This is a genomic window from Bradyrhizobium sp. BR13661 (assembly GCF_029892425.1).
Taxonomy (GTDB): Bacteria; Pseudomonadota; Alphaproteobacteria; order Rhizobiales; family Xanthobacteraceae; genus Bradyrhizobium.
The window spans coordinates 20,597-40,545 of sequence record NZ_JARXWB010000050.1 but is presented as its reverse complement, the minus strand read 5'-3'; the positions used below and the strand labels follow the sequence as shown (position 1 = coordinate 40,545).

Below are 19,949 nucleotides of genomic sequence, written 5' to 3'. Positions count from 1 at the left end.
ACTGCATAGGCTGCTCCTCCGAATCGTGGGAGCCTCAAACGGCGCCCACTCCTTGGCACTCTCGTGCCCGTGGAGGAGCCGTCCACAGCATCAATTACGGACGTCACAACACATTCGCTCAGAAACCAGCTGCCTTTGCGGCGTGATCAACCAGTTCGAGAAGTAATCAGCTTCCACAGCTAAAAATTGATTTACGTCAATGGCGAGATTTGTGCCAATGGCAAGAAATGTCTCCTCGTTCTTCAGTGGCAAGGCAACTGGATCGGGAGGCTCGTATGGCCGACGAAGCAACGCACGGCAAAAGGCCACGAACGCGCTCAAGTTTAAGACATCCAGCCCTAAGGGGCGTTGGAAGATTCTTGGGCACGTTCGATCCCCAGCTGACCATCGAGGATCTTGTCACACGGCTGGAGGTAGATGCAAAATTCGAGGAAGAGATAAAGAGAGACCCAGCAAAAGCGCTCGCGCAGATTGCTCTGGAGCGCCCTCCAACAATCAAGGCCGGACCGATCACCTATCGGACCATTGTGACAGCGCTGTGGCTCTCAACAGTCGGCGTGCTTTTTGCTGCCTTGATGTGGTTAGCAGCGAAGCAAGTGCCTCAGTTGTTAGTGGTGCTTGCTCCTCCTGAAGCGCTTCCACCTCCTCATGCATGTCTGGACTCGGAATGTCTACTGGGGGTCGCGCATGAAACTATGACGTTCATCTACTCAAACATAAGTTATTGGGATCACGTTTCTTACTGGTCTGCGGTATCTGCGATACTTTTTGGAACTATTGCAACGATCATGATCGCGTTACAAGGCGACACCAATAGATATTGGACAAGGCCGGTAGGAATCATCGCAACAAGCCTCGTCACCGGCATTGGTGGGCTCACGACGTCTCTTCACGTTACGGAGACAATTGACAAACTGGTTGCGGTCTATTCAACCGTCTTGACGGAGACAAATAGTTATTCGCTGGCTGTGTCAGCAAAGGATGTGTCGACAAACCCTCGTCTAGCCATGTCCATCTCAGTGAAATTCGCTCAACAATTGAATGAGGCCAAAGCGGAATTACTGAAGATCAAAGGCTCGGCCGCCCGAATGGACATAAAATTATCGGATCAAGGCGTGCGCCCATGATGATTGTCAAATCAGCTCGTTTCACTTTTCTCGGTGGACTGGTGCTCGCGATCGGACTTGATACGGCCTTCCCAGGGCCGCCACGAAGTTGCGGAAGCAAGTTTGTGGGTACTTGGTCATACGCAGCTCGTAGGATGGGTAGAGCGAAGCGAAACCCAAACCTATCTCCGCCAAAGCATCGAGCTAAAGAATGATGCGGGCGCTGTATCGTCGTGTTGGGGCGATGGGTTTCGCAAGAGCTCTACCCATCCTACATTCTGACGCGGACGGTTCGGCTCCAGCGGGGCTTAACAATCTGGACGGTCTAGTTCAGTTTAAAGGGCCTTGAGCATCGTTTCCGTGTCGGTCAACCAGACGCTTCCGTCGCTTTTCAACCGTGTCAGCACGCGCCGCATCGCGGCCGCGCCATCGGGTGTGCCAACGACAAAGGGATGGATTCCGATCACCACTGTGGTCGCCTCGCGTGCCGGATCACCGCGCGCTTCCTCGGCGAGCTCGAGCACGTAATCGAGCCACAATGTCTCGATTTCGGTCGGCGACTTCATGCGCGACAGATTTTGTCCCATGTCGACCGTCACCACCGGATAGGGCAACAACATCAGCGGCCCGTTCGGCGTGTTGAGCTGCGATACGATGTCCGAATCCATGCCATCAATAGTGTAGGTGACGCCCGCGGCAACCACCGCCTGCATCGTGTCGGAATTGGCATAGACGCTCGGGCTCGACCAGCCGGTCGATTTCACGCCCGTCGTTGACGCGATGAGCGCGAGGGTGTCGTTGATGTAGTTTTTCTGCTCGTCGAGGCCACGACCGAGTGGCAGCATGTGGCTGGTGTTGTTCATGCCGTGGGCGATGATCGGCGCATTTGGCTGAAGGCCGCGAAGCTCCTTCCATTCCGACGGATGCGCGCGCGGAAATTCTGCGTTCAAGGCGAAGCTGAGCGGGACATCCAGATCCTTGAAGAGGCGGGCGACGCGCAGGTTTCCCCAACTCAACGAGTATTGGCGGAAGTTTTCGTTGACGAGATCCGGGCTCCGGCCGGCAAGGTCGGGGCGGTAGACCGGTCCCTGGCCAAAGCCAAACTCCTCGACAAACAGCACGAAACTCACGGCCACTTTCTTGCCACCGGGCCAGGCGGCGACATGGACGGGGACGCGTGGAAATTTCGTGATCCAGTCGACCTCCTGCTGCGCCAAAGCTGCCGCAGGCAGCAGCAGCGACAGAACGGCGGCGGTCGCGACGAGCAGTCGGAATTGGCGAGACCGGCATCGCATCATGATTGGCCGCCGTTGGTGGAGATGGGCAAGCGAGGCCTCTTGAGAGTGATCCGTCGGTGCATGATCTCGTCCGTCAATCGCCGCAGGGCTGAGGTCGCAGATTGAGCGGTCGGCCTTAAAAAATCGTATTTGCCGCGACAGATCGCGTCGCCGCGAGCTTGGTTGCTAACGTGCGCAAAGCGACCGCAGCCTTCGCCGCGTCGCGCTTTAGCTTTTCCTGTTCGTGCTTGAGCTGGGCGAGCCGCGATCACGTCAGCAGCGTAGGATAGGTAGAGCGAAGCGAAACCCATCAACTTCGTTCTGTTAATCAGATAGCGCCGGGATTGCTTGGCAACGGCTCGGCCCGTCAGGCGATGGGTTTCGCAACAGCTCAACCCATCCTACGAGCTGAACTGTACGCGGGTTGCAGTCAAGCCGCCTGAGAGACTGGTCTTGTTGAGGGAGATCAAACAGGCGGCCCCGTAATCCACCGGGTGCGCCTGCTTGAGCGAGATCAAAGGTGGCCGATCCGGGTCTGCGAAAAGGTCGCCACCTGATTACGGAAGCGTAGTTGCAATTCGCCCGGCAGCCGCCATCGACCGTTGGGTTTTTTGCATGGTCCGAGACGCCGATGATCCATTTGGTTACACGATTTGCGACGACGCTGATCGTCGGACTCTGCGTTCTGCTTTCAGTCGCAGCGATTGACGGTGCGCTCGCAGCAATCACCGTTCGAATTCAGCTTTCGAGTCAGACCATGAGCGTCACTGTGGATGGCGCCCAATTTGCTACTTGGCCGGTATCGACCGCGCGGCCCGGTTACCGAACGCCCGTTGGAACTTACACGCCCTATTCTCTCGAACGAATGCATTATTCCAAGCTCTACGACTACACGCCCATGCCATATTCGATCTTCTTTCACACCGGATACGCGATCCACGGCACCTACGAAGTCCACAGTCTTGGCCGACCAGTCTCCCACGGCTGCATCAGGTTGAGCCCAGATAACGCCCGCTCCCTCTTCGAATTGATACAGGCACAAGGACGGCTGAGCACGACAATCGAGATCATCCGTTAAGGGCAGTGTGTAGTGTGTAGGATGGGTTGAGCTCTTGCGAAACCCATCAAACCTTGTTTCGCGATCGGATCGCACCAAGGATTGCCTGACTCCATCCGCCTGGCGATGGGTTTCGCAAGAGCTCTACCCATCCTACATTCTGAAGTCGATCAAGCTTTGGCAGCCTACCTCACCATCGCATCGAAAATCAGCGGCGCCAACTCCGTCTCGATCCGCCCGCGCTGCGATGGTGACTGCATCATGCAGAGCGCGAACAGGTCGTCATTCGGGTCAACAAAGAAAAAGGCGCCGGCCACGCCATCCCATCCATATATGCCTGGCGGCCACGGCCTCTTCGGCTGCGGCGATGTGAGCACGGCAACGCCCAATCCGAATCCGGCGTGGACTGCCAGAAAATAGACATTGGCGGGCGCGATTCCGCTCCCGGGACCGATTTGGTCCGACGTCATCAAGGCCACCGTTTCCGGCTTCAGATAGCGTCGTCCGTCAAGCGTGCCGCCATTCAGGATCATCTGCACAAAGCGCGCGTAGTCGCCGGTCGTCCCGACCATTCCGGCACCACCGGATTCCCAGCGTCTAGGCACCATCGGGTCCCTGATTCCGGCAATGGGCGGTTCTATCAAATCATCCGGCAGGAACTGGGCAACTAGCGGGCGCTTCGCTTCGTCCGCGACAAAAAACGCGGTATGGCTCATGCCAAGGGGATCCAGCAGCCGCTCCTTCTCGAACTGAAACAGTGATTGTCCTGAAACCACCTCGATCACCCTCCCGAGCACATCGACGGAATGGCTATAGGTCCACGTCGTGCCCGGTTGCTCGGCGAGCGGCAGATCCGCCAAGCGCGCTGCGAACTCGGCGTTGTCAAAATCGCCGCCGTAAAGGTCGGCCTGCCGATAGAGTTTTTGCACGGGGCCGTCGCCGTAAAACCCGTAGGTGATACCGGAAGTCTGTCGCATCAGATCGAGTACGGTGATCGGGCGCTTGAGCGGTTCCAGCGTAAACACCGGCTTTCCAGTCGCGTCGGGCTTTTCCACGCCGACCTTTACGTCGGCAAAAGCCGGAATGTATTTGGAGACGGGGTCATCGAGCGACAGCTTGCCGTCGTCGACCAGCATCAGCGCGGCAACCGATGTGATCGGCTTCGACATCGAATAGAACCGAAAGATGGTGTCATCCGTCATCGGTACCTTGGTTGCGACGTCGCGCAGGCCGAATTCTTCATAATAGACCGGCTTTCCGTGCTGCTGGATCAACAGGATCGCGCCGGGAATTTTACCGGTCGCGATCTCATGTCGTAGGTAATCACCGATCCGCTGAAGGCCCGGTTGAGAAAGGCCTCGTGCGGCCTGCGTATCTCCAAACGTGGCGTTGAAACTTGCAGCAACGAGCGCGGCGATGAGCGCGAACGCAACCCACCTTGCGGCCGCCTTGATTCGTTGGCCGGCTCGCGTCAGACTTTCAAAATAGGCCGAGGTACTGCGTGACGAGGATGTGCTAAACATGTGAGCCTCGCCACAATGGCCCTTCATATCGGACTTTGGGATGGCAGCTGAAGCCACCGGCCATCCCATGAGCTGCGATGATAACATCATGCCACTGTTTTGCCCGACGGAGCAAGCGAATTTCGCAAAATCCGTATGTTGGCGATCAAGTCATTGATATCGCTGTCGCCGGCTACTGTGCATGGGGTTGTTTTCGCCGTGTTGGTTGCGCGGCGCGCCGAGCGTGATCGAAATCGGTCTCAGTGCCCGCCGAGATAGGCCGTGATCAGCCTTTTATCGTGGATGAGATCCTTGGCCGGACCGGACTGCACGATCTCGCCGGTCTCGAGCACGTAGCCGTAGTCGGCCGTCTCCAGCGCGGCGCGGGCGTTCTGCTCGACCAGCAAGATCGATACGCCGAGATCGCGCAGCGAGGCGATGGTGCGAAAGATCTCGCGCACGATCAGCGGTGCGAGGCCGAGGCTCGGCTCGTCCAGCATCAGGAGTTTCGGCTTGGCCATCAGCGCGCGGCCGAGGGCGAGCATCTGGCGCTCGCCGCCGGAGAGGGTGCCGGCGGCCTGGCGCTGCCGCTCCTTCAGGCGGGGGAAGCGATCATAGACCTCGTCCAGCGTCTTCTGCACGCCGGAGCGATCGCGCAGGCTGTAGGAGCCGAGCAGCAGATTGTCGGCGACCGACATATCGGAGAACAGCTCGCGCTTCTCCGGCACCAGGCACAGCCGGCGCTCGACGCGGTCCTCGACCGACATTCTGCCGATGTCGTTGCCCTGGAAGACGAGGCGGCCGCGGGAGGCGAGGAGCCCAATGGCGGCCATCAAGAGCGTGGTCTTGCCGGCGCCGTTCGGACCGATGACGGTGACGATCTGCCCTTCCTCGACCGCCAGCGTGACGTTGCGCACCGCTTCGACATTGTCGTAGCAGACAGTCACATCACGCATCGAAAACATCTCGCTCACGCGACGCCTCCGAGATAGGCCTCTTGCACCCGCTCGTCGCTGCGGATCGCGGCGGGCGCGCCCTCGCAGAGTTTCGAGCCGAAATCGAGCACCACGATGCGGTCGACCAGCGACATCACGAACTCCATGTCATGCTCGACGATCAGGATGGTCAGGTGGTCCGCCCGCAGTGACCGCAGCAGCTCCGCGAGCCGCAGCTTCTCCTGGCGGCGCAGGCCCGCCGCCGGCTCGTCCAGCACCAGCAGCGCCGGGTCTGCGGCGAGCGCGCGGGCGATCTCCAGGATGCGCTGATTGCCGAGCGGCAGATTGCCTGCGAGCTCGAACGGCTTCTCGCCGAGCCCGACGCGCTCGAGCTGCATCAGGGCCTCGTGCCGCGCGCTGGCCTCTTCACGCTGGTTGAGGCGGAAGGCGCCGGCGAGCAGGCCTGAGCGCGTGCGGGAATAGGTGCCGAGCATCACGTTTTCCAGAAGGCTCATGCGCGGCCTCAGCTTCACATGCTGGAAAGTCCGCGCGACGCCGGCCTTGGCGATGCGCGATTGTGCGTCATGCGTAATGGGACGCCCCGCAAAGACGATCTCGCCCTTGTTGACCCGGAGCGCGCCGGTCAGGCAGTTGAACATCGTGCTCTTGCCGGCGCCGTTCGGGCCGATGACGGCGAGGATCTCGCCGGACCGTACTTCGAAGCTGACATTGTTGACCGCGACCAAGCCGCCGAACCGGCGCTCGGCGCCGTCGACCTTGAGAAGCAGCTCGCCCGGCGTCGGTTGGGGGCGGCGGGGTAGCGGCGGCGCGGCCTGCGGCCGCTCGCGTTTGATCTTCGGCAGATAGCGCGCAACGAACGGCACGATGCCCTGGCGGGCCCATTGCAGGAACAGGATGAACAATGCGGAGAACGCGACGATCTCGAGCTGGCCGGATGCGCCCTTGGCGATCAGCGGCAGATAGTCCTGCACGCTGTTCTTGAGCAGGGTGACGACGGCGGCACCCACGACACCGCCGAGCAGGCTGCCGGCGCCGCCGACCATCGACATCATCAGATATTCGATGCCCATGGCGGCATCGAACGGGCCGGGACTGATGAAGCGGCTCATATGGGCGTAGAGCCAGCCCGACAGCGAAGCCAGAAAGGCTGCGATCACGAAGGTCACCAGCTTGATCCGGAAGGCGTTGATGCCGAGGCTCTCGACCAGCGTATTGCCGCCGCGCAGCGCGCGCATGGCGCGACCGAGCCGGGAGTCCAGCAGATTGTATCCGAGCAGGAGAACGGCGGCGACGATGCCCCAGATCAGGAAATAGATCTGCGCGCTCGAGACCAGCGCCAACGATCCGATCCTGATCGGCGGGATCGACGAGATGCCGTTGAAGCGGCCGAGCCCCTCGACATTGCCGAACAGGAAGCCGATGGCGAGACCCCAGGCGACCGTCGAGAGCGAGAGGAAATGGCCCTGAAGCCGCAAGGTGACGATTCCGAGGATGGCCGCGACGCAGCAGGTCAGCGCCACGCCGAACACGAGGCCGAGCCACGGGGAGTATCCGTTCAGCGCGGAGACCCAGGCGGTCGCATAGGCCGCGACGCCCACGAACGCGGCCTGTCCGAACGATACGATGCCGCCGACGCCGGTGAGCAGCGCAAGGCCGATGGCGACGAGCGAGTAGATGCCGATATAGTTCATCAGCGTGATGCTGAAGGGGCTCAGGACCAGAGGCGCGAGCGCGAGGCACACCACCGCCGCCACCGCCGCAAGCTGAACGTGAAGGCGCGTCATTCCTCGATCTCCTCCTCGGAATGAAGCGAGGCGAGGGACCGCCAGATCAGGATCGGGATCAGCAGCGAGAATACGATGACGTCCTTCAGCGCGCTGCTCTCGAAGGACGCAAAGCTTTCGAGGAGGCCGACGCCGACGGCGCCGATCGCAGCACCGGGATAGCTGGTCATGCCGCCGACGATGGCGCCGACAAAGGCCTTCAGGCCGATCAGAAAGCCGGAATCGTAGAACACGGTGTTGACGGGTGCGATCAGGATTCCGGAGACGCCGGCCATCAGCGACCCCAGCAGATAGGCGATCGTGCCGGCGCGGGCGGGCCGTATCCCCATCAGGCGGGAGCCGGTCCGGTTCACGGCCGTGGCGCGCAGCGATTTTCCGACCAGCGTGAAGTCGAAGAACAGATAGAGCAGACCGGAGAAGACGAGGGCTGCGATCACGATCAGCATGGTCTGGCCCGAGACCAGCACGCCGGCGAACTCGGTCGAGAACGACGTCAGCGGTTCGGTTCTGACACCTTCAGGTCCGAAGAACAGGAGCCCCAGGCCGACCAGCGCGAAATGCAGCGCGACGGAGACCGTCAGCAGCAACAGCACCGTTCCATCCGCGATGGGACGGAAGACGATCCGGTCCAGCAGCGGGGCGATCGGCGTGATCAGCATCAAGGCAAGCACGAGCCTGACGGCAAGCGGCGGCTCGGCGCGCATCGTCAACCAGGCAAGGCCGACCACGGCGAGCGGAAGGACGAGATAAAAAAGAAGGGCGCGTGGCAGCAAGCGAAGCTCGCCGGACCGCAGCAGCGACATGGTCTCGATCAGGGTCGCGAGGCCGGCCAGGATGACGACCAGTGCGCCAGTCCCGGGAAAGCGCTTCGCATCGAGGGCTGCCAGCGTCAGCGCGGTGAACGCGGCGATGTCGCCAAAGGGAATGAAGATGACCCGTGTCACCGTGAAGATGAGGACGGTCCCGATCGCCACCAGCGCATAGACTGCGCCGGTGGCGATCCCGTCGATCCCAAGGATGGCTGCGATGTCGCTCGTCATTGAGACGCCGTTCCCCCGTTCTGACTGCCTGCCGCCTTCCGACTACGGTGCATACTTCCAGGCGCCGCCGGTCAGGCGCACGACGACGAGCGAGCGCTCGTCGACGCCGGTCACGGAACCCGGCTTGAAGTTATAGACGGCATGGACGCCCGGCAGCTCCTTGGTGCTGAGGATCGCGTCCCGCAGCGCGGTGTGGAATTCCGCCGTTCCGGGCTTCGCGGTCTTGAGCGCGCGCTCCGCGGCGTTGGCGAAAATCAGCCAGGCGTCGAAGGAGTAGGCGGAGAAGCCGTCGGTGGTCGGAATGTTGTGGGTCTTCTGGTAGACGCTGCGGAAATCCAGCGCGATCTTCTTGGCAAAATGCTCGTCGGGAAGCTGCTCGGCGACGATCACGGGACCGGCCGAGACCTGAATGCCGTCGGCCGCCTTGCCGCCGACATTGACGAAGTCCGGATTGACCAGCGCCACCGTGCCGTAGGTGTTTCCCTTGAAGCCGCGGTCGGCGAGGCTGAGGAGGGGCAGCGCGCCTTGCGTGCCCGAGCCGCCGTCCAGCACGGCGTCCGGCCGCGTGGCGAGCACCTTCAGGATCTGTGCGGTGACGGAGGTGTCGGTGCGAGCGTATCGCTCGTTGCTCTGGATCTTGATGTCACCGGCCGCTTCGGCGGCCTTGGCGCCGTTGTAGACGAGGTCGCCCCAGGCGTCGGAGAAGCCGATATAGCCGATATTCTTCATGCCATCGCGCTTCATGCGATCGGCGACGATCTTGACGAGCAGGGAGGCGGGCTGCGGCACTGACACCACCCACTGCTCGGGCGTTTCCGGCAGCTTGCCGATCGGCGAGACCGCGATCATCGGCACTTTCAGCTCGCTCGCCACCGCTGCCATGGCGATGGTCGAGGGCGCCGTCGCGGTTCCGATCAGCAGGTCAACCTTCTCTTCTTCCACCAGCTTGCGCGCGTTGCGGGTCGCGGCCGACGGGTCCGAGCCGTCGTCGAGCTGGATCAGGCGAATGGTTTCACCGTTGATGGTCTTCTTGTATTCATAGGCCGCATTGATGCCGCGCCCATAGGGGATTCCGATCGACGATCCGTTGCCGCTGAGCGAGGTGACGAAGCCGATGGTGATGTCGGCCTGTGCAGTCGGAGCCGCGACTATGCCGGTGACAAGTGCAAGTAGGCTCAGAGTCTTGCGCATTTGCGTTCTCCTCCGTTGATGCTGGATAGGAATGCTTTGATGCTGCCGCGCGGGGGGCCCGAACGACGAACCAACCGATTGAAAACATTGCTGCGGCGCCAAATGCCGGGCGCGACCGAAGAAAGTGTGCTCGGCCGGGCGGTCAGCAGCCATGATGTTGCTTGCCGCGCGAACAACGGGCCCATCGGCGAATGCGGGCGGGCCTTGTCTGAGGCGACGAAAGGCCGTCGGTGCGGCCGCGATGCGCGACCGGCGATGCTGCCACTGCCGGCTGTTCGAGCGCGGCGACTGTCCACACGATTGAGTCTCTCAAAATCGGTGCCCTGCAACATCATTGTCATGGCCACCGGTCCCTGACCGGCGAGGAATTACTTAAAGCCTAAAGTATTGCCGGTGGCGCCGTCAACACGTGTCACGGGGCTGTCAGAAAAAAATGTTGCTGCATACAATTTTGTCAGTGTGCGGCGTTTCTTTGCTTAGTCCACCGGACAAAATGGCCGTGCTCGGCTTGCCATGACGGCGCCAGCCGCCGGCGCTGCCGCGCGCATTTGACGCGTGAATTAGTTTATGGTTGAAATATAATCATCGGCAGCCGACGACCGATCCTCCGACCACCGCTTGAGGAGAAGGACGATGCGCATCTTCTGGCAGAGCTTCGTTGATGCGAGCGTCAACGCGCCCTACATGGTGCGGCTGTCGGAATACCTCAACAACATCGCTGCATCAGGCACCACGGTTCACGTCGAGGGCATCACGCCGCCGGACCGGGAGTTCGGACGGCTTGCCGAACTGCGCTGTGCCGTCCAGGCGATCGACAACGGCATCGCGGCGGAGGAGGGCGGGTTCGACGCCTTTGTCATGGGGCATTTCCAGGATCCCGGACTTTACGAGCTGCGCTCGGCGCTCGACATTCCCGTGATCGGGACTGGCGAGGCGACGTTGCTGGCCGCCTCGCAGCTCGGTCGGCGGCTTGGCCTTGTGACGCTCGATCCCGTCTTCGAGGTCTGGCACTACGAGCAAGCCGAGCGTTACGGCCTGCGTGATCGCGTGGTCCACGTGACCGGTCTTGGCTGCAAGCCGGAGGATTTCGCCGATGCGTTCGCCGGAGACGCTGCCGCACAAGCTCGCATGATCGAGGATTTTGTCGCTTGTGCACGTCCGCTGGTCGAGCGCGGCGCGGACGTCGTGATTCCGGCCGGCGTCTTGCCAGGCCTTTTGATCGGGAAGGAGCACGGCCTGAAGGTCGGGCACGCGCCGGTGGTCAACTGCGCGGCGGTGGCGCTGAAGAGTGCCGAGATGTGGGTGCAGCTCCGGCAGCTCAATGGCACCGAACCAAGCCGCGGGCCCAGCTTCAAGCGGGCCAGCGCCCAGGCACGGGCGGATTTCCGCGCGTTGCTTGCCGGTAACGGCCGCTAGTCCTGCCAAATTGTTCTTGGAGAACAAGTCGTGATGACCCCCGAAAAGATCCTGTACGAGACCGAAGTGACGGCGACCGGAGGTCGGGATGGCAAGGCCGCCAGCGCCGACGGTCTTTTGTCGGTGTCGCTGTCCTTGCCGAAATCGATGGGGGGCCCCGGCGGCGCGGGCACCAATCCCGAACAGCTCTTTGCGGCCGGCTACGCCGCGTGCTTTCTCGGTGCGGTCAAGCTCGTCGCGCGGACGCGGAAGGTGGTGCCCTCTGCCGAGCCTTCCGTGACTGCGAAGGTTGCGATGGGGCCGGTTCCCGTTGGATATGCGCTGGCTGTCGAGCTGAAAGTCAATCTGCCCGGTGTCGAGAAGCCGGTGGCCGAAGAGGTCGTCGCCGGCGCGCACGAGCGCTGCCCCTATTCGAACGCAACGCGTGGCAATATCGACGTGAAACTGACGGTGGTTTGAGGCGGATGAACGAGGCGGGCGGTCAGTGACCAATACCTTGCGCACACCGTATGATGGCGTCGTGATCGCGGCGCCCGTCACGATTCCCTACGTCCGCTACTCCATCGAAAGCGCGCAATGGTGGATCGGCCGAGCGCTCAGCGCGCTCGTCGCGCAGGCCGGCATCAAGACCTCCGACATCGATGGTCTGTGCGTCTCCAGCTTCACCATGGGCACTGACAGCGGAGTCGGGCTGACGCAGCATTTCGGTCTGTGCGTCCGGTGGCTGGATACAATTCCGCTCGGTGGCGCCAGCGCCATCGCAGCGGTGCGAAAGGCGGCGCGCGCGGTTCAGGCCCATGACGCTGACATCGTGGCCTGCGTGGCAGGCGACACCAACCACGTCGATTCCTTCCGGCTGACGCTCGAGAACTTCTCGCGCTTCAACCAGGATGCCGTCTACCCCTATGGCGCGGGTGGCGCCAATGCGAGCTTCGCGCTGATCGCGCGCAACTACATGCGGACTTTTGGCGTGACGCGCGAGGACGTTGGCAGGATCGCGGTCGCCCAGCGCGCGAATGCGCTGCGCAACCCGCATGCGCTGATGAAGACGCCGCTGACGCTCGATCAATATCTGGCGGCCCGGCCGATTTCTGATCCGATCCACCTGTTCGATTGCGTGATGCCTTGCGCCGGCGCCGAAGCGTTCCTCGTCATGCGCGAAGAGACTGCGGCCTCGCTGAGGCTGCCTTTCGCGCGACTTCTGTCGACGATCGAGCGGCACAATGCCTTTGCCGACGATCCGATGCAGGTGCGCGGCGGCTGGGCAATGGATGTCGGCGAGCTCTATGCGATGGCCGGCGTGAAGCCTGACGATCTCGACGTCGTGCAGACCTATGACGACTATCCCGTCATCACGATGATGCAGTTCGAGGATCTCGGCTTCTGCAAGAAGGGGGAGGGGGCCGAGTTCGTGCGCCAGCACGATCTCACCATCGATGGAGACTTTCCGCACAACACCTCGGGCGGACAGCTTTCGGTTGGGCAGGCCGGTGCTGCCGGCGCCTATCTCGGTCTCGTCGAAGGGTTGCGGCAGCTTCTGGGGACCGCAGGCCCCACCCAGGTCAGGAATGCGAGCCTCGCCTTGGCCTCGGGGTTCGGTATGATCAACTATGACCGCGGTCTGGCCTCGGGCGCCGCGATCCTTGCAGGGCCTTCGCGATGATAGAGCCGATCAAGCCGCCCCGGCGCAAGAACCCGCTGCTGCGGACGCGGCTGCCGGCTTTGCCGCCGCGACCTCGCAGCAGGACGTCGCACGGGTTCACACGGGCGGCAGCGGAAGGCCGCTTCATGCTGCAACGCTGCAAGGCTTGCGGCTCCTTTGCTTATCCGGCGCGTGAAGCCTGCCCGTCTTGCCTGTCGGACGGCCTCGTCTTCATCGATGCGCCGCGCCGGGGCATGCTACTGGCCGAGACGACGGCGCGTGTGCCGAGCGACGTTTATTTCAGAGAACGGGCGCCGTGGCGGATCGGCCTCGTCAAAATGGATTGCGGTCCAACGATTGTGACCCATCTCCATGCCGACTGCGCGGAGGGCGCAGCCGTCCGCATGTCGTTTCAACTCGACAAGAGCGGCCAGGCGGTGGCCTTTGCCCATCCCGAGGGAGAGACTCCCAACATGGAAGACGACAAGCAGTGGCGGGAAATGACGGCCGATCCAAAATTCCGGCGCGCGCTCGTGACCAACGGCCGCAGCGTGATCGGCCAGGAAGCCGCGGCGGCTTTGAAGGCCGCGGGCGCCAAGACGGTGTTCGTCGGCATTGCCGAACCGTGGCGACCGTTCCCGGACGAGAACCTGCTGCGCAGTCAAGACGGAATCGAAATCGTGACGCTCGACGTGGCCGACGAAAAATCGGCCACAGATCTTGCGGCCGACATCGGCGGCAAGGTCGATATCCTCATCAATACGACGGAGTATGTGCGGCCGGGCGGACTGCTCGACCGCAGGGGCACGAGCATCGTACGCGACGAGATCGACCAGGCCTATCTCGGCTTCATCAACCTCGCGCAAGCCTTTGGACCGGCCATGCGGATGCGCGGCGCCGACGGCATCAACAACAGTGTCGCATGGGTCAACATTCTCTCGGTCTATGCGCTGGCGAACTGGCCTGCCTTTGGCGCTTACTCGGCCTCGCAGGCCGCGTGCCTGTCGCTCTCGCACTGCCTTCGCGCCGAGCTCAGGCCCGGCGGCGTCAGGGTGATGAATCTGTTTGCCGGCCCCGTCGACACCGAATGGTTTCAGACCGTGCCGCCGCCGAAGGTCGCGCCGCGCGCAATTGCGCAAGCGATCGTCTCGGGACTCAGAGGCGGGCTCGAGGAGATTTATGTGGGAGATGTCGCCGAAGAGATCCGGCAACGTCTCGCGGCCAATCCGAAGGCGCTCGAACGTGAGCTCGACAGGTGAAATCGGGATTTCAACCCAGCCGGAGGACGTGACGATGCAAAGCAACAGACTCCTGGAGCTGGCGGGTGCGATTTCTTCCGGCGCGGTGCGCGTCGTCGATCTGACATTCACGCTCAGTCCGGATTTTCCGGTCATCGTGCTGCCGCCGGAGTTCGGCCAGGCGGCGCCGGTCCGCATCCAGGAAATCTCGCGATACGACGGTCGCGGCCCGGCCTGGTACTGGAACAATGTCACGTTCGGTGAACATACCGGCACGCATTTTGACGCGCCGATCCACTGGTTCACCGGCAAGAACCTGCCGAACAATGCCGTCGACACCATGCTGCCTAAGGACATGATCGCGCCGGCCTGTGTCATCGATTGCACCGCGCAGGCGGCCCAGGATCCCGATTTCCTGTTGACGGTTCCACTCGTCGAGGCCTGGGAAGCAAATCATGGCCGAATCCCGGAGCGGAACTGGGTGCTGCTGCGGACTGACTGGTCGAAGAAGGGTTGGCGCGACTACGCCAATCTCAGGGATGACGGCGCGCACACGCCGGGCCCGAACTCGGCTGTCATGAAGTGGCTGGTGGAGGAGCGTGGCGTCATTGGGTTCGGCAACGAGACCATCGGTACGGATGCGGGGCAGGCCGGGCATTTCGATCCGCCTTATCCGGCGCATCACTTCCTGCACGGCGCGGGCCGTTACGGCCTGCAATGCCTGTGCAATTTGGATCAGCTTCCGGCCACCGGCGCCATCATCGTGGCCTCGCCGCTGAAGATCCAGAATGGCTCCGGCAGTCCGCTTCGCGTCATCGCGCTGGTCTCGTCAACCTGAAATGAATCCATGGCGCTTGCCATTCAGAACAAGAAATCCTCACGAAAGACAGGTGCCATGAACTTGATCAAGAGCTTGCTGGTCTCCACTGCATTGCTTCTCGCCGTCCCGCAGCTTGCGCAGGCCGAGATTCTCGTTGGATTTGTCACTGGCCTCAGCGGGCCAGTGTCGTCGATTGGAATTCCGAACGCGAAGGGGATCGCAGCGGGCCAAGTCTATACCGGCGAGATCGGCGGCGAGAAGATTCGGGTCATCCAGCTCGATGATGGCTCGGATCCGACGGCGTCGGCGCGTAACGCTCGCAAACTCGTGGAGCAGGAGAAGGTCGACGTTCTCATCGGCACGTCCGGTGCGCCGCAGACGCTTGCGATGGCGACGGCGGCCATCGAGATGAAGATTCCAATGATTGCGGTGTCGCCGATCGCGCCGGTGCCGCCTGGCGATGGCGGCCCATGGGTGGTCCAGACCCCGCAACCGACGCCGCTGCTGTTGCAGGGCATTGTCGACAACATGAAGGCCAAAGGATTGAAGAGCGTCGCGTTTATCGGCTTCTCCGACGCGTTAGGTGACCTCTTCTATGATTCCCTGGTGCAGGCCGCCAAGTCGGCCGACATCAAGGTGATCGCCAATGAGCGCTACGCGCGTTCGGACTCTTCGGTCACAGCGCAGGTGCTGCGCGTCGTCGCCGCGCATCCCGATGCGATCATGCTGGGTGGAACGGGAACGCCCGGCGCGCTCCCGGTGATCGCGCTGTCCGAGCGCGGCTACAAAGGGCCGCTCTACGGCAATCACGGCATGATCAGCGCCGATTTCCTGCGTCTTGCCGGAAAGGCCGCCAACGGCATCATCTGCCCGACCGGACCGGTGACCGCAGCGGAGCAGCTTCCGGCCAGCAATCCGATCCAGAAGGTTGCCCTGGATTTCCGCGCGGCCTTCGAGAAGGCGAACGGCGAGGCGCCGACGGATTCGTTCTCGTCCTATTCCTTCGATGGCTGGCTGGTGCTCGCCGATGCGGCCAAGCGCGCGATGGCATCAGGCGCCAAGCCCGGCTCGCCGGAATTCCGGACCGCGCTTCGTCAGGCGCTGTTCACGACCAAGGAGGTCGTCGGGACGCAGGGCGTCTACACCTATACGCCGGCGGATCGGTATGGCGTCGACGGCCGCTCGCGCATCATGGTCCAGATCGAGGACGGCAAGTACAAGCTGTTGCCCTGAGGCGGGAGCGTGATCGTGACGGAGAACGACGCGCCGGTGAAGATCAGCGAGGCGGTCGGCCGGGAGAATATCCCGGCCGCTTGGGCGCGCGCGGTCGAGCTGTTTCCACCGTCCGACCGGATCCTCTCCACCATCCTCACGCGGCAGGCCGAACGCTATGGCGACCGGGTCCTTCTCGTCGCGGGCGCGACGCGCTGGACCTTTGCGCAGGCCGCCGCGATGGCGGCCGCGTCGGCGCAGGCGCTCGTCGATGCCGGCATCAAGCCGGGCGACCGAGTTGCGCTGATGTGCTCGAACCGTCCGGAGTTCCTGCAGGTCTATCTCGGCTGTGCCTGGCTCGGCGCCATCGCAGTCCCGATCAACACCGCCCTGCGCGGCTTCCAGCTCTCCCACATCTTCCGCAATTCGCGTCCCGCGCTTCTTGTCGTCGAGGCGCAGTTCGCTGGCGCAATCGACAGCGTCGAGGCCGGTGTCGAGCTGCCGCCTCGGAGTTGGATCATCGGAGCTGCCACAGGGCCAATCGATGCCAGGCTTTCCGCGGTGTCGCTGCCGCCTCTTGGAGCCGCAGTCCCGGCGGGTGCCGTGCGTCCCGGCGACACCGTTGCGATCCTCTACACGTCAGGCACCACGGGGCCGGCAAAGGGAGTGTGCTGTCCGCAGGCGCAACTGTTCTGGTGGGGCATCTATTCGGCGCGTGCGCTCGGAATCCGCGAAGGCGATGTGCTGTTCACGACACTGCCCCTGTTCCACACCAATGCGCTGAATGCGTTCTATCAGGCGCTCCTGAACGGATGCACTTACGTGCTGGAGCCGAAATTCTCTGCCTCCGGCTTTTGGGCCGCCGCGCGACGGCACAATGCGACGGTCGGCTATTTGCTCGGCGCGATGGCGTCGATGCTTCTGGCGCAGCCGAAGAGCGCAGAAGATTCAACGCATCGTCTTCGCGTTGCGCTTGGCGGCGGCGTGCCGCCGCAGATCCATGGTCCGTTCCGCGAACGCTTTGGCGTACCGTTGGTCGACGGCTACGGGTCGACCGAAACGAATTTCGTGTTCGCCGGCACGATTCCGTCCGATCGTCCTGGCACGATGGGCTATCTGGCCGAAGGCATCGAGGCGCAGATCGTCGACGAGAATGATTCAGCACTTCCTGACGGAGAGGCCGGCGAACTCGTGCTTCGGGCGCGTGAGCCGTTTGCTTTTGCCACCGGCTATTTTGGCATGCCTGAGAAGACGGTCGAGGCCTGGCGAAATCTGTGGTTTCACTCGGGCGATCGTGTGGTTCGAGATCCTGACGGACACTATCGTTTCATCGACCGCATGAAGGATTCGATCCGCAGACGTGGCGAGAATGTATCTTCGTGGGAGGTCGAGCAGACCATCCAGTCCCATCCGGCGGTCGTCGCTTGCGCGATCTACCCGCTGCCGTCGCAACTGGGAGAGGATGAGGTTGCGGCGGCGATCCTGCTGGAACCAGGGCAATCGCTGGAGCCTGTCGACATCGTCAGGCATTGCGAAGGACAGATCGCTTATTTCGCGATCCCGCGCTACGTGCGCATTTTGAGCCAGATGCCGCTGACGGAGAACGGCAAGATCAAGAAGGGCGTGCTGCGTGACGCGGGCGTCACTGCGGATACATGGGATCGCGAGGCGGCCGGAGTGAAGGTGCGACGTTGACAGTTGGGCCTGCTCAGGGCTTTTGCAGAGCGTCCCTGACAGCGCCCTTGAGTTCGTCGAGCTCGCCGATCAAGCCGTCGAACCGGTCCGCGGGGAAATCCGCCAGCAGCTCGGCAAGCCACGCGCCGTGGCTCTTGGCCATTCGCCTGAAGGTCTTGCGGCCTTCGACCGTCATGCAGACGATCTGCACGCGACGGTCGAGGTTCGACGGTGTGCGGGTGATGTATCCGTCCGCGACCAGGCGGTCCACGATCGGCGTGAGGTTCCCGGCCGAGACCATCAGGCGCTTGGGCAGTTCTCCCAGCACAAGCCCGCTCGGTTCGCGGTCGAGCTGAGCCAGAACATCGAAGCGGGGCATCGTGAAATCGAACTCGTCGCGAAACCGGCGCCGCAGCTCCCCTTCGATCAGGGTCGTGCAGGCGAGCAGCCGGAGCCAAACGCGCGTTTGAGCCCTGTGCTCGGCCTCCTGATCCACCCCATTCCTGGCTGATACAGGCGTGGACTCTTTCGCGAGTGCCAATCGAATCTCCCGGGCTTCGTAGCTCGTTGAGAGCTGGCAGAGCTCTCACGGTCGATAGCAAGATAGTTTGTGCCAAAAGTAAATTCAAGGCTGAGCCCGAGCGTCGCGAAACCGGCGCGGCTTTGTATCCAATTTGCACTGAATCTCAAGATCGACGCCAGGGAGCCGACCTCGTCGCCGAAGTCCTTGCAGAACCCAACTTGACAAGGTACGTGCCAGCGAAATATTTTATGCTTAAAATAATCGAGGTGGGATCGGATGAGCTCCGTGGCAAAGGTGATCCGGCGCGAATGGCTTGACTGGCCGTTTTTCGAGCCTCGTCATCATGCGATTGGCGATGCACTCGACCGCTTCGTGCAGTCGGGGGCCCTCGACGAGATCGATCACAGCGACATCGATGGCGCCTGCCGCAGGCTCGTGCGCGCGATGGGTGAGGCGGGACTGCTCGATTGCGCGGTCGCGGCTCCCGATGGCGATGCCACGACAATCGATTCTCGTTCGATCTGCCTGTCGCGCGAGTCGCTCGCTTATGCCGATGGCCTGGCCGATTTCGCCTTCGCCATGCAGGGACTCGGTTCGGGCGCGATCGCGCTCGGCGGTTCTGCGGAGCTGCGCAAGGCCGTGCTGCCAAAGGTTCGTTCGGGCGAATGGCTTGCGGCCTTCGCGCTGTCCGAGAAGGAGGCCGGATCGGACGTCGCGGCGATGTCCTGCACCGCGCGCGCCGACGGCAACGACTACGTCATCGACGGCGAGAAGACCTGGATCTCCAACGGCGGCATTGCCGACGTCTACACGCTGTTTGCGCGAACCGGCGAGGCGCCGGGCGCCCGCGGCATTTCCGCTTTTGTCGTATTTCCCGATGATCCCGGCTTCGGCATCGCCGAGCGCATCGACGTCGTCGCGCCGCATCCGCTGGCGACGTTGCGCTTCACCAATTGCCGGATCCCGGCGAGCCGTCGCCTTGGCGCGCCGGGCGGGGGGTTCAAGCTCGCGATGCAGACGCTGGATATTTTCCGCGCATCGGTTGCGGCCGCGGCGCTCGGCTTTTCCCGGCGCGCGCTCGACGAAGCGCTGTCGCACGCGCGCAGCCGGCACATGTTCGGCGCGACGCTTGGGGACCTGCAACTGACCCAGGCCGCGCTCGGCGACATGGCAACCGATACCGACGCTGCCGCGCTCCTGACCTACCGCGCGGCCTGGCGCCGCGATGTCCAGAAGCTACCGACGACGCGCGAGGCTGCCATGGCGAAGCTGACGGCCACCGAGACTGCGCAGCGCGTCATCGACCGGGCCGTCCAGATGTTCGGCGGTCGCGGTGTGCGCAAGGGCGAGATCGTCGAAAGCCTCTATCGCGAAATCCGCGCGCTACGCATTTATGAGGGCGCGACCGAGGTTCAGAAATTGATTGTCGCCCGCGACCTCTTGAAGCCGCGCTGACAAGCGCGCCTCATTCCGCAATACGCGTTGCTTACGCGCCGTGCGGGCGCAGCAGA

General features: G+C 62.7%; 18 protein-coding genes. 10 read left to right on the top strand and 8 right to left on the bottom strand.

Annotated elements, in window-relative coordinates; all coding sequences use genetic code 11:
- Positions 1–90: 90 nt before the first annotated feature.
- Positions 91–321 (bottom strand): hypothetical protein, encoded by a 231-nt coding sequence (locus tag M2427_RS40190; RefSeq protein WP_280712262.1) that lies wholly within the window; start codon positions 319–321, stop codon positions 91–93.
- Between the two features lie 38 nt (positions 322–359).
- Here M2427_RS40190 and M2427_RS40185 point away from each other — a divergent pair, with 38 nt between their 5' ends.
- Positions 360–1,127: a hypothetical protein gene (locus M2427_RS40185; RefSeq protein WP_280712261.1), complete on the top strand. Its 768-nt coding sequence runs from the start codon at positions 360–362 to the stop codon at positions 1,125–1,127.
- A gap of 314 nt (positions 1,128–1,441) precedes the next feature.
- Here M2427_RS40185 and M2427_RS40180 read toward each other — a convergent pair whose 3' ends face one another.
- Positions 1,442–2,404, bottom strand: a complete 963-nt coding sequence (locus M2427_RS40180) for a polysaccharide deacetylase (RefSeq protein ID WP_280712260.1) — start codon at positions 2,402–2,404, stop codon at positions 1,442–1,444.
- A gap of 610 nt (positions 2,405–3,014) precedes the next feature.
- On the opposite strand from M2427_RS40180, the gene M2427_RS40175 reads away from it, so the two are divergent.
- Positions 3,015–3,461 (top strand): L,D-transpeptidase, encoded by a 447-nt coding sequence (locus tag M2427_RS40175; protein ID WP_280712259.1) that lies wholly within the window; start codon positions 3,015–3,017, stop codon positions 3,459–3,461.
- Positions 3,462–3,625: 164 nt separating this feature from the next.
- Here the strand turns inward: M2427_RS40175 and M2427_RS40170 are convergent, their stop codons facing one another.
- From M2427_RS40170 to M2427_RS40150, 5 genes are all read right to left on the bottom strand, one after another.
- Positions 3,626–4,963 (bottom strand): serine hydrolase domain-containing protein, encoded by a 1,338-nt coding sequence (locus M2427_RS40170; RefSeq protein WP_280712258.1) that lies wholly within the window; start codon positions 4,961–4,963, stop codon positions 3,626–3,628.
- A gap of 239 nt (positions 4,964–5,202) precedes the next feature.
- The gene (locus M2427_RS40165; RefSeq protein ID WP_280712257.1) at positions 5,203–5,916 is read right to left on the bottom strand and encodes an ABC transporter ATP-binding protein; all 714 of its coding nucleotides are present in this window, start codon (positions 5,914–5,916) and stop codon (positions 5,203–5,205) included.
- Entirely contained in the window at positions 5,913–7,682 is a 1,770-nt protein-coding gene (locus M2427_RS40160) for a branched-chain amino acid ABC transporter ATP-binding protein/permease (RefSeq protein WP_280712256.1), read from the bottom strand. Before M2427_RS40160 ends, M2427_RS40165 begins: the two co-directional genes overlap by 4 nt.
- Entirely contained in the window at positions 7,679–8,722 is a 1,044-nt protein-coding gene (locus M2427_RS40155; protein ID WP_280712255.1) for a branched-chain amino acid ABC transporter permease, read from the bottom strand. Before M2427_RS40155 ends, M2427_RS40160 begins: the two co-directional genes overlap by 4 nt.
- Positions 8,723–8,764: 42 nt before the next feature.
- On the bottom strand, positions 8,765–9,913 hold the full coding sequence (locus tag M2427_RS40150) for an ABC transporter substrate-binding protein (protein WP_280712254.1): 1,149 nt from the start codon (positions 9,911–9,913) through the stop codon (positions 8,765–8,767).
- A 633-nt stretch (positions 9,914–10,546) separates the two neighbouring features.
- Between M2427_RS40150 and M2427_RS40145 the strand changes: the two genes are divergently transcribed.
- Genes M2427_RS40145 through M2427_RS40115 form a run of 7 tightly spaced genes read left to right on the top strand, consistent with a single transcriptional unit; the run spans position 10,547 to position 17,936 of the window.
- The gene (locus M2427_RS40145; protein ID WP_280712253.1) at positions 10,547–11,329 is read left to right on the top strand and encodes an aspartate/glutamate racemase family protein; all 783 of its coding nucleotides are present in this window, start codon (positions 10,547–10,549) and stop codon (positions 11,327–11,329) included.
- Positions 11,330–11,362: 33 nt separating this feature from the next.
- Positions 11,363–11,788, top strand: coding sequence for an organic hydroperoxide resistance protein (locus tag M2427_RS40140; protein ID WP_280712263.1), 426 nt, complete (start codon positions 11,363–11,365; stop codon positions 11,786–11,788).
- A 25-nt stretch (positions 11,789–11,813) separates the two neighbouring features.
- The gene (locus tag M2427_RS40135; protein ID WP_280712252.1) at positions 11,814–12,992 is read left to right on the top strand and encodes a thiolase family protein; all 1,179 of its coding nucleotides are present in this window, start codon (positions 11,814–11,816) and stop codon (positions 12,990–12,992) included.
- Entirely contained in the window at positions 12,989–14,230 is a 1,242-nt protein-coding gene (locus M2427_RS40130) for an SDR family NAD(P)-dependent oxidoreductase (protein WP_280712251.1), read from the top strand. The genes M2427_RS40135 and M2427_RS40130 overlap by 4 nt, the downstream gene beginning before the upstream one ends.
- 34 nt (positions 14,231–14,264) lie before the next feature.
- On the top strand, positions 14,265–15,047 hold the full coding sequence (locus tag M2427_RS40125; RefSeq protein ID WP_280712250.1) for a cyclase family protein: 783 nt from the start codon (positions 14,265–14,267) through the stop codon (positions 15,045–15,047).
- Between the two features lie 57 nt (positions 15,048–15,104).
- Positions 15,105–16,262 carry an ABC transporter substrate-binding protein gene (locus tag M2427_RS40120; protein ID WP_280712249.1) on the top strand — a complete coding sequence of 386 codons (1,158 nt, stop codon included), beginning with the start codon at positions 15,105–15,107 and terminating at the stop codon, positions 16,260–16,262.
- 15 nt (positions 16,263–16,277) lie between these two features.
- Complete coding sequence (locus M2427_RS40115; RefSeq protein WP_280712248.1) at positions 16,278–17,936, top strand: ATP-dependent acyl-CoA ligase; 1,659 nt, start codon at positions 16,278–16,280, stop codon at positions 17,934–17,936.
- Positions 17,937–17,949: 13 nt separating this feature from the next.
- On the opposite strand, the gene M2427_RS40110 is transcribed toward M2427_RS40115, so the two are convergent.
- Positions 17,950–18,411: a MarR family transcriptional regulator gene (locus tag M2427_RS40110; RefSeq protein WP_280712247.1), complete on the bottom strand. Its 462-nt coding sequence runs from the start codon at positions 18,409–18,411 to the stop codon at positions 17,950–17,952.
- A gap of 303 nt (positions 18,412–18,714) precedes the next feature.
- On the opposite strand from M2427_RS40110, the gene M2427_RS40105 reads away from it, so the two are divergent.
- Positions 18,715–19,893 carry an acyl-CoA dehydrogenase family protein gene (locus M2427_RS40105; protein ID WP_280712246.1) on the top strand — a complete coding sequence of 393 codons (1,179 nt, stop codon included), beginning with the start codon at positions 18,715–18,717 and terminating at the stop codon, positions 19,891–19,893.
- Positions 19,894–19,949 lie beyond the last annotated feature (56 nt).

What these genes read in the sequence shown, in the direction of transcription:
- M2427_RS40180 (WP_280712260.1), bottom strand. Translation starts at nt 2,404, where the DNA reads ATGATGCGATGCCGGTCTCGCCAATTCCGACTGCTCGTCGCGACCGCC.
- M2427_RS40175 (WP_280712259.1), top strand. Translation starts at nt 3,015, where the DNA reads ATGATCCATTTGGTTACACGATTTGCGACGACGCTGATCGTCGGACTC.
- M2427_RS40170 (WP_280712258.1), bottom strand. Translation starts at nt 4,963, where the DNA reads ATGTTTAGCACATCCTCGTCACGCAGTACCTCGGCCTATTTTGAAAGT.
- M2427_RS40160 (WP_280712256.1), bottom strand. Translation starts at nt 7,682, where the DNA reads ATGACGCGCCTTCACGTTCAGCTTGCGGCGGTGGCGGCGGTGGTGTGC.
- M2427_RS40155 (WP_280712255.1), bottom strand. Translation starts at nt 8,722, where the DNA reads ATGACGAGCGACATCGCAGCCATCCTTGGGATCGACGGGATCGCCACC.
- M2427_RS40150 (WP_280712254.1), bottom strand. Translation starts at nt 9,913, where the DNA reads ATGCGCAAGACTCTGAGCCTACTTGCACTTGTCACCGGCATAGTCGCG.
- M2427_RS40145 (WP_280712253.1), top strand. Translation starts at nt 10,547, where the DNA reads ATGCGCATCTTCTGGCAGAGCTTCGTTGATGCGAGCGTCAACGCGCCC.
- M2427_RS40140 (WP_280712263.1), top strand. Translation starts at nt 11,363, where the DNA reads ATGACCCCCGAAAAGATCCTGTACGAGACCGAAGTGACGGCGACCGGA.
- M2427_RS40130 (WP_280712251.1), top strand. Translation starts at nt 12,989, where the DNA reads ATGATAGAGCCGATCAAGCCGCCCCGGCGCAAGAACCCGCTGCTGCGG.
- M2427_RS40125 (WP_280712250.1), top strand. Translation starts at nt 14,265, where the DNA reads ATGCAAAGCAACAGACTCCTGGAGCTGGCGGGTGCGATTTCTTCCGGC.
- M2427_RS40120 (WP_280712249.1), top strand. Translation starts at nt 15,105, where the DNA reads ATGAACTTGATCAAGAGCTTGCTGGTCTCCACTGCATTGCTTCTCGCC.
- M2427_RS40105 (WP_280712246.1), top strand. Translation starts at nt 18,715, where the DNA reads ATGAGCTCCGTGGCAAAGGTGATCCGGCGCGAATGGCTTGACTGGCCG.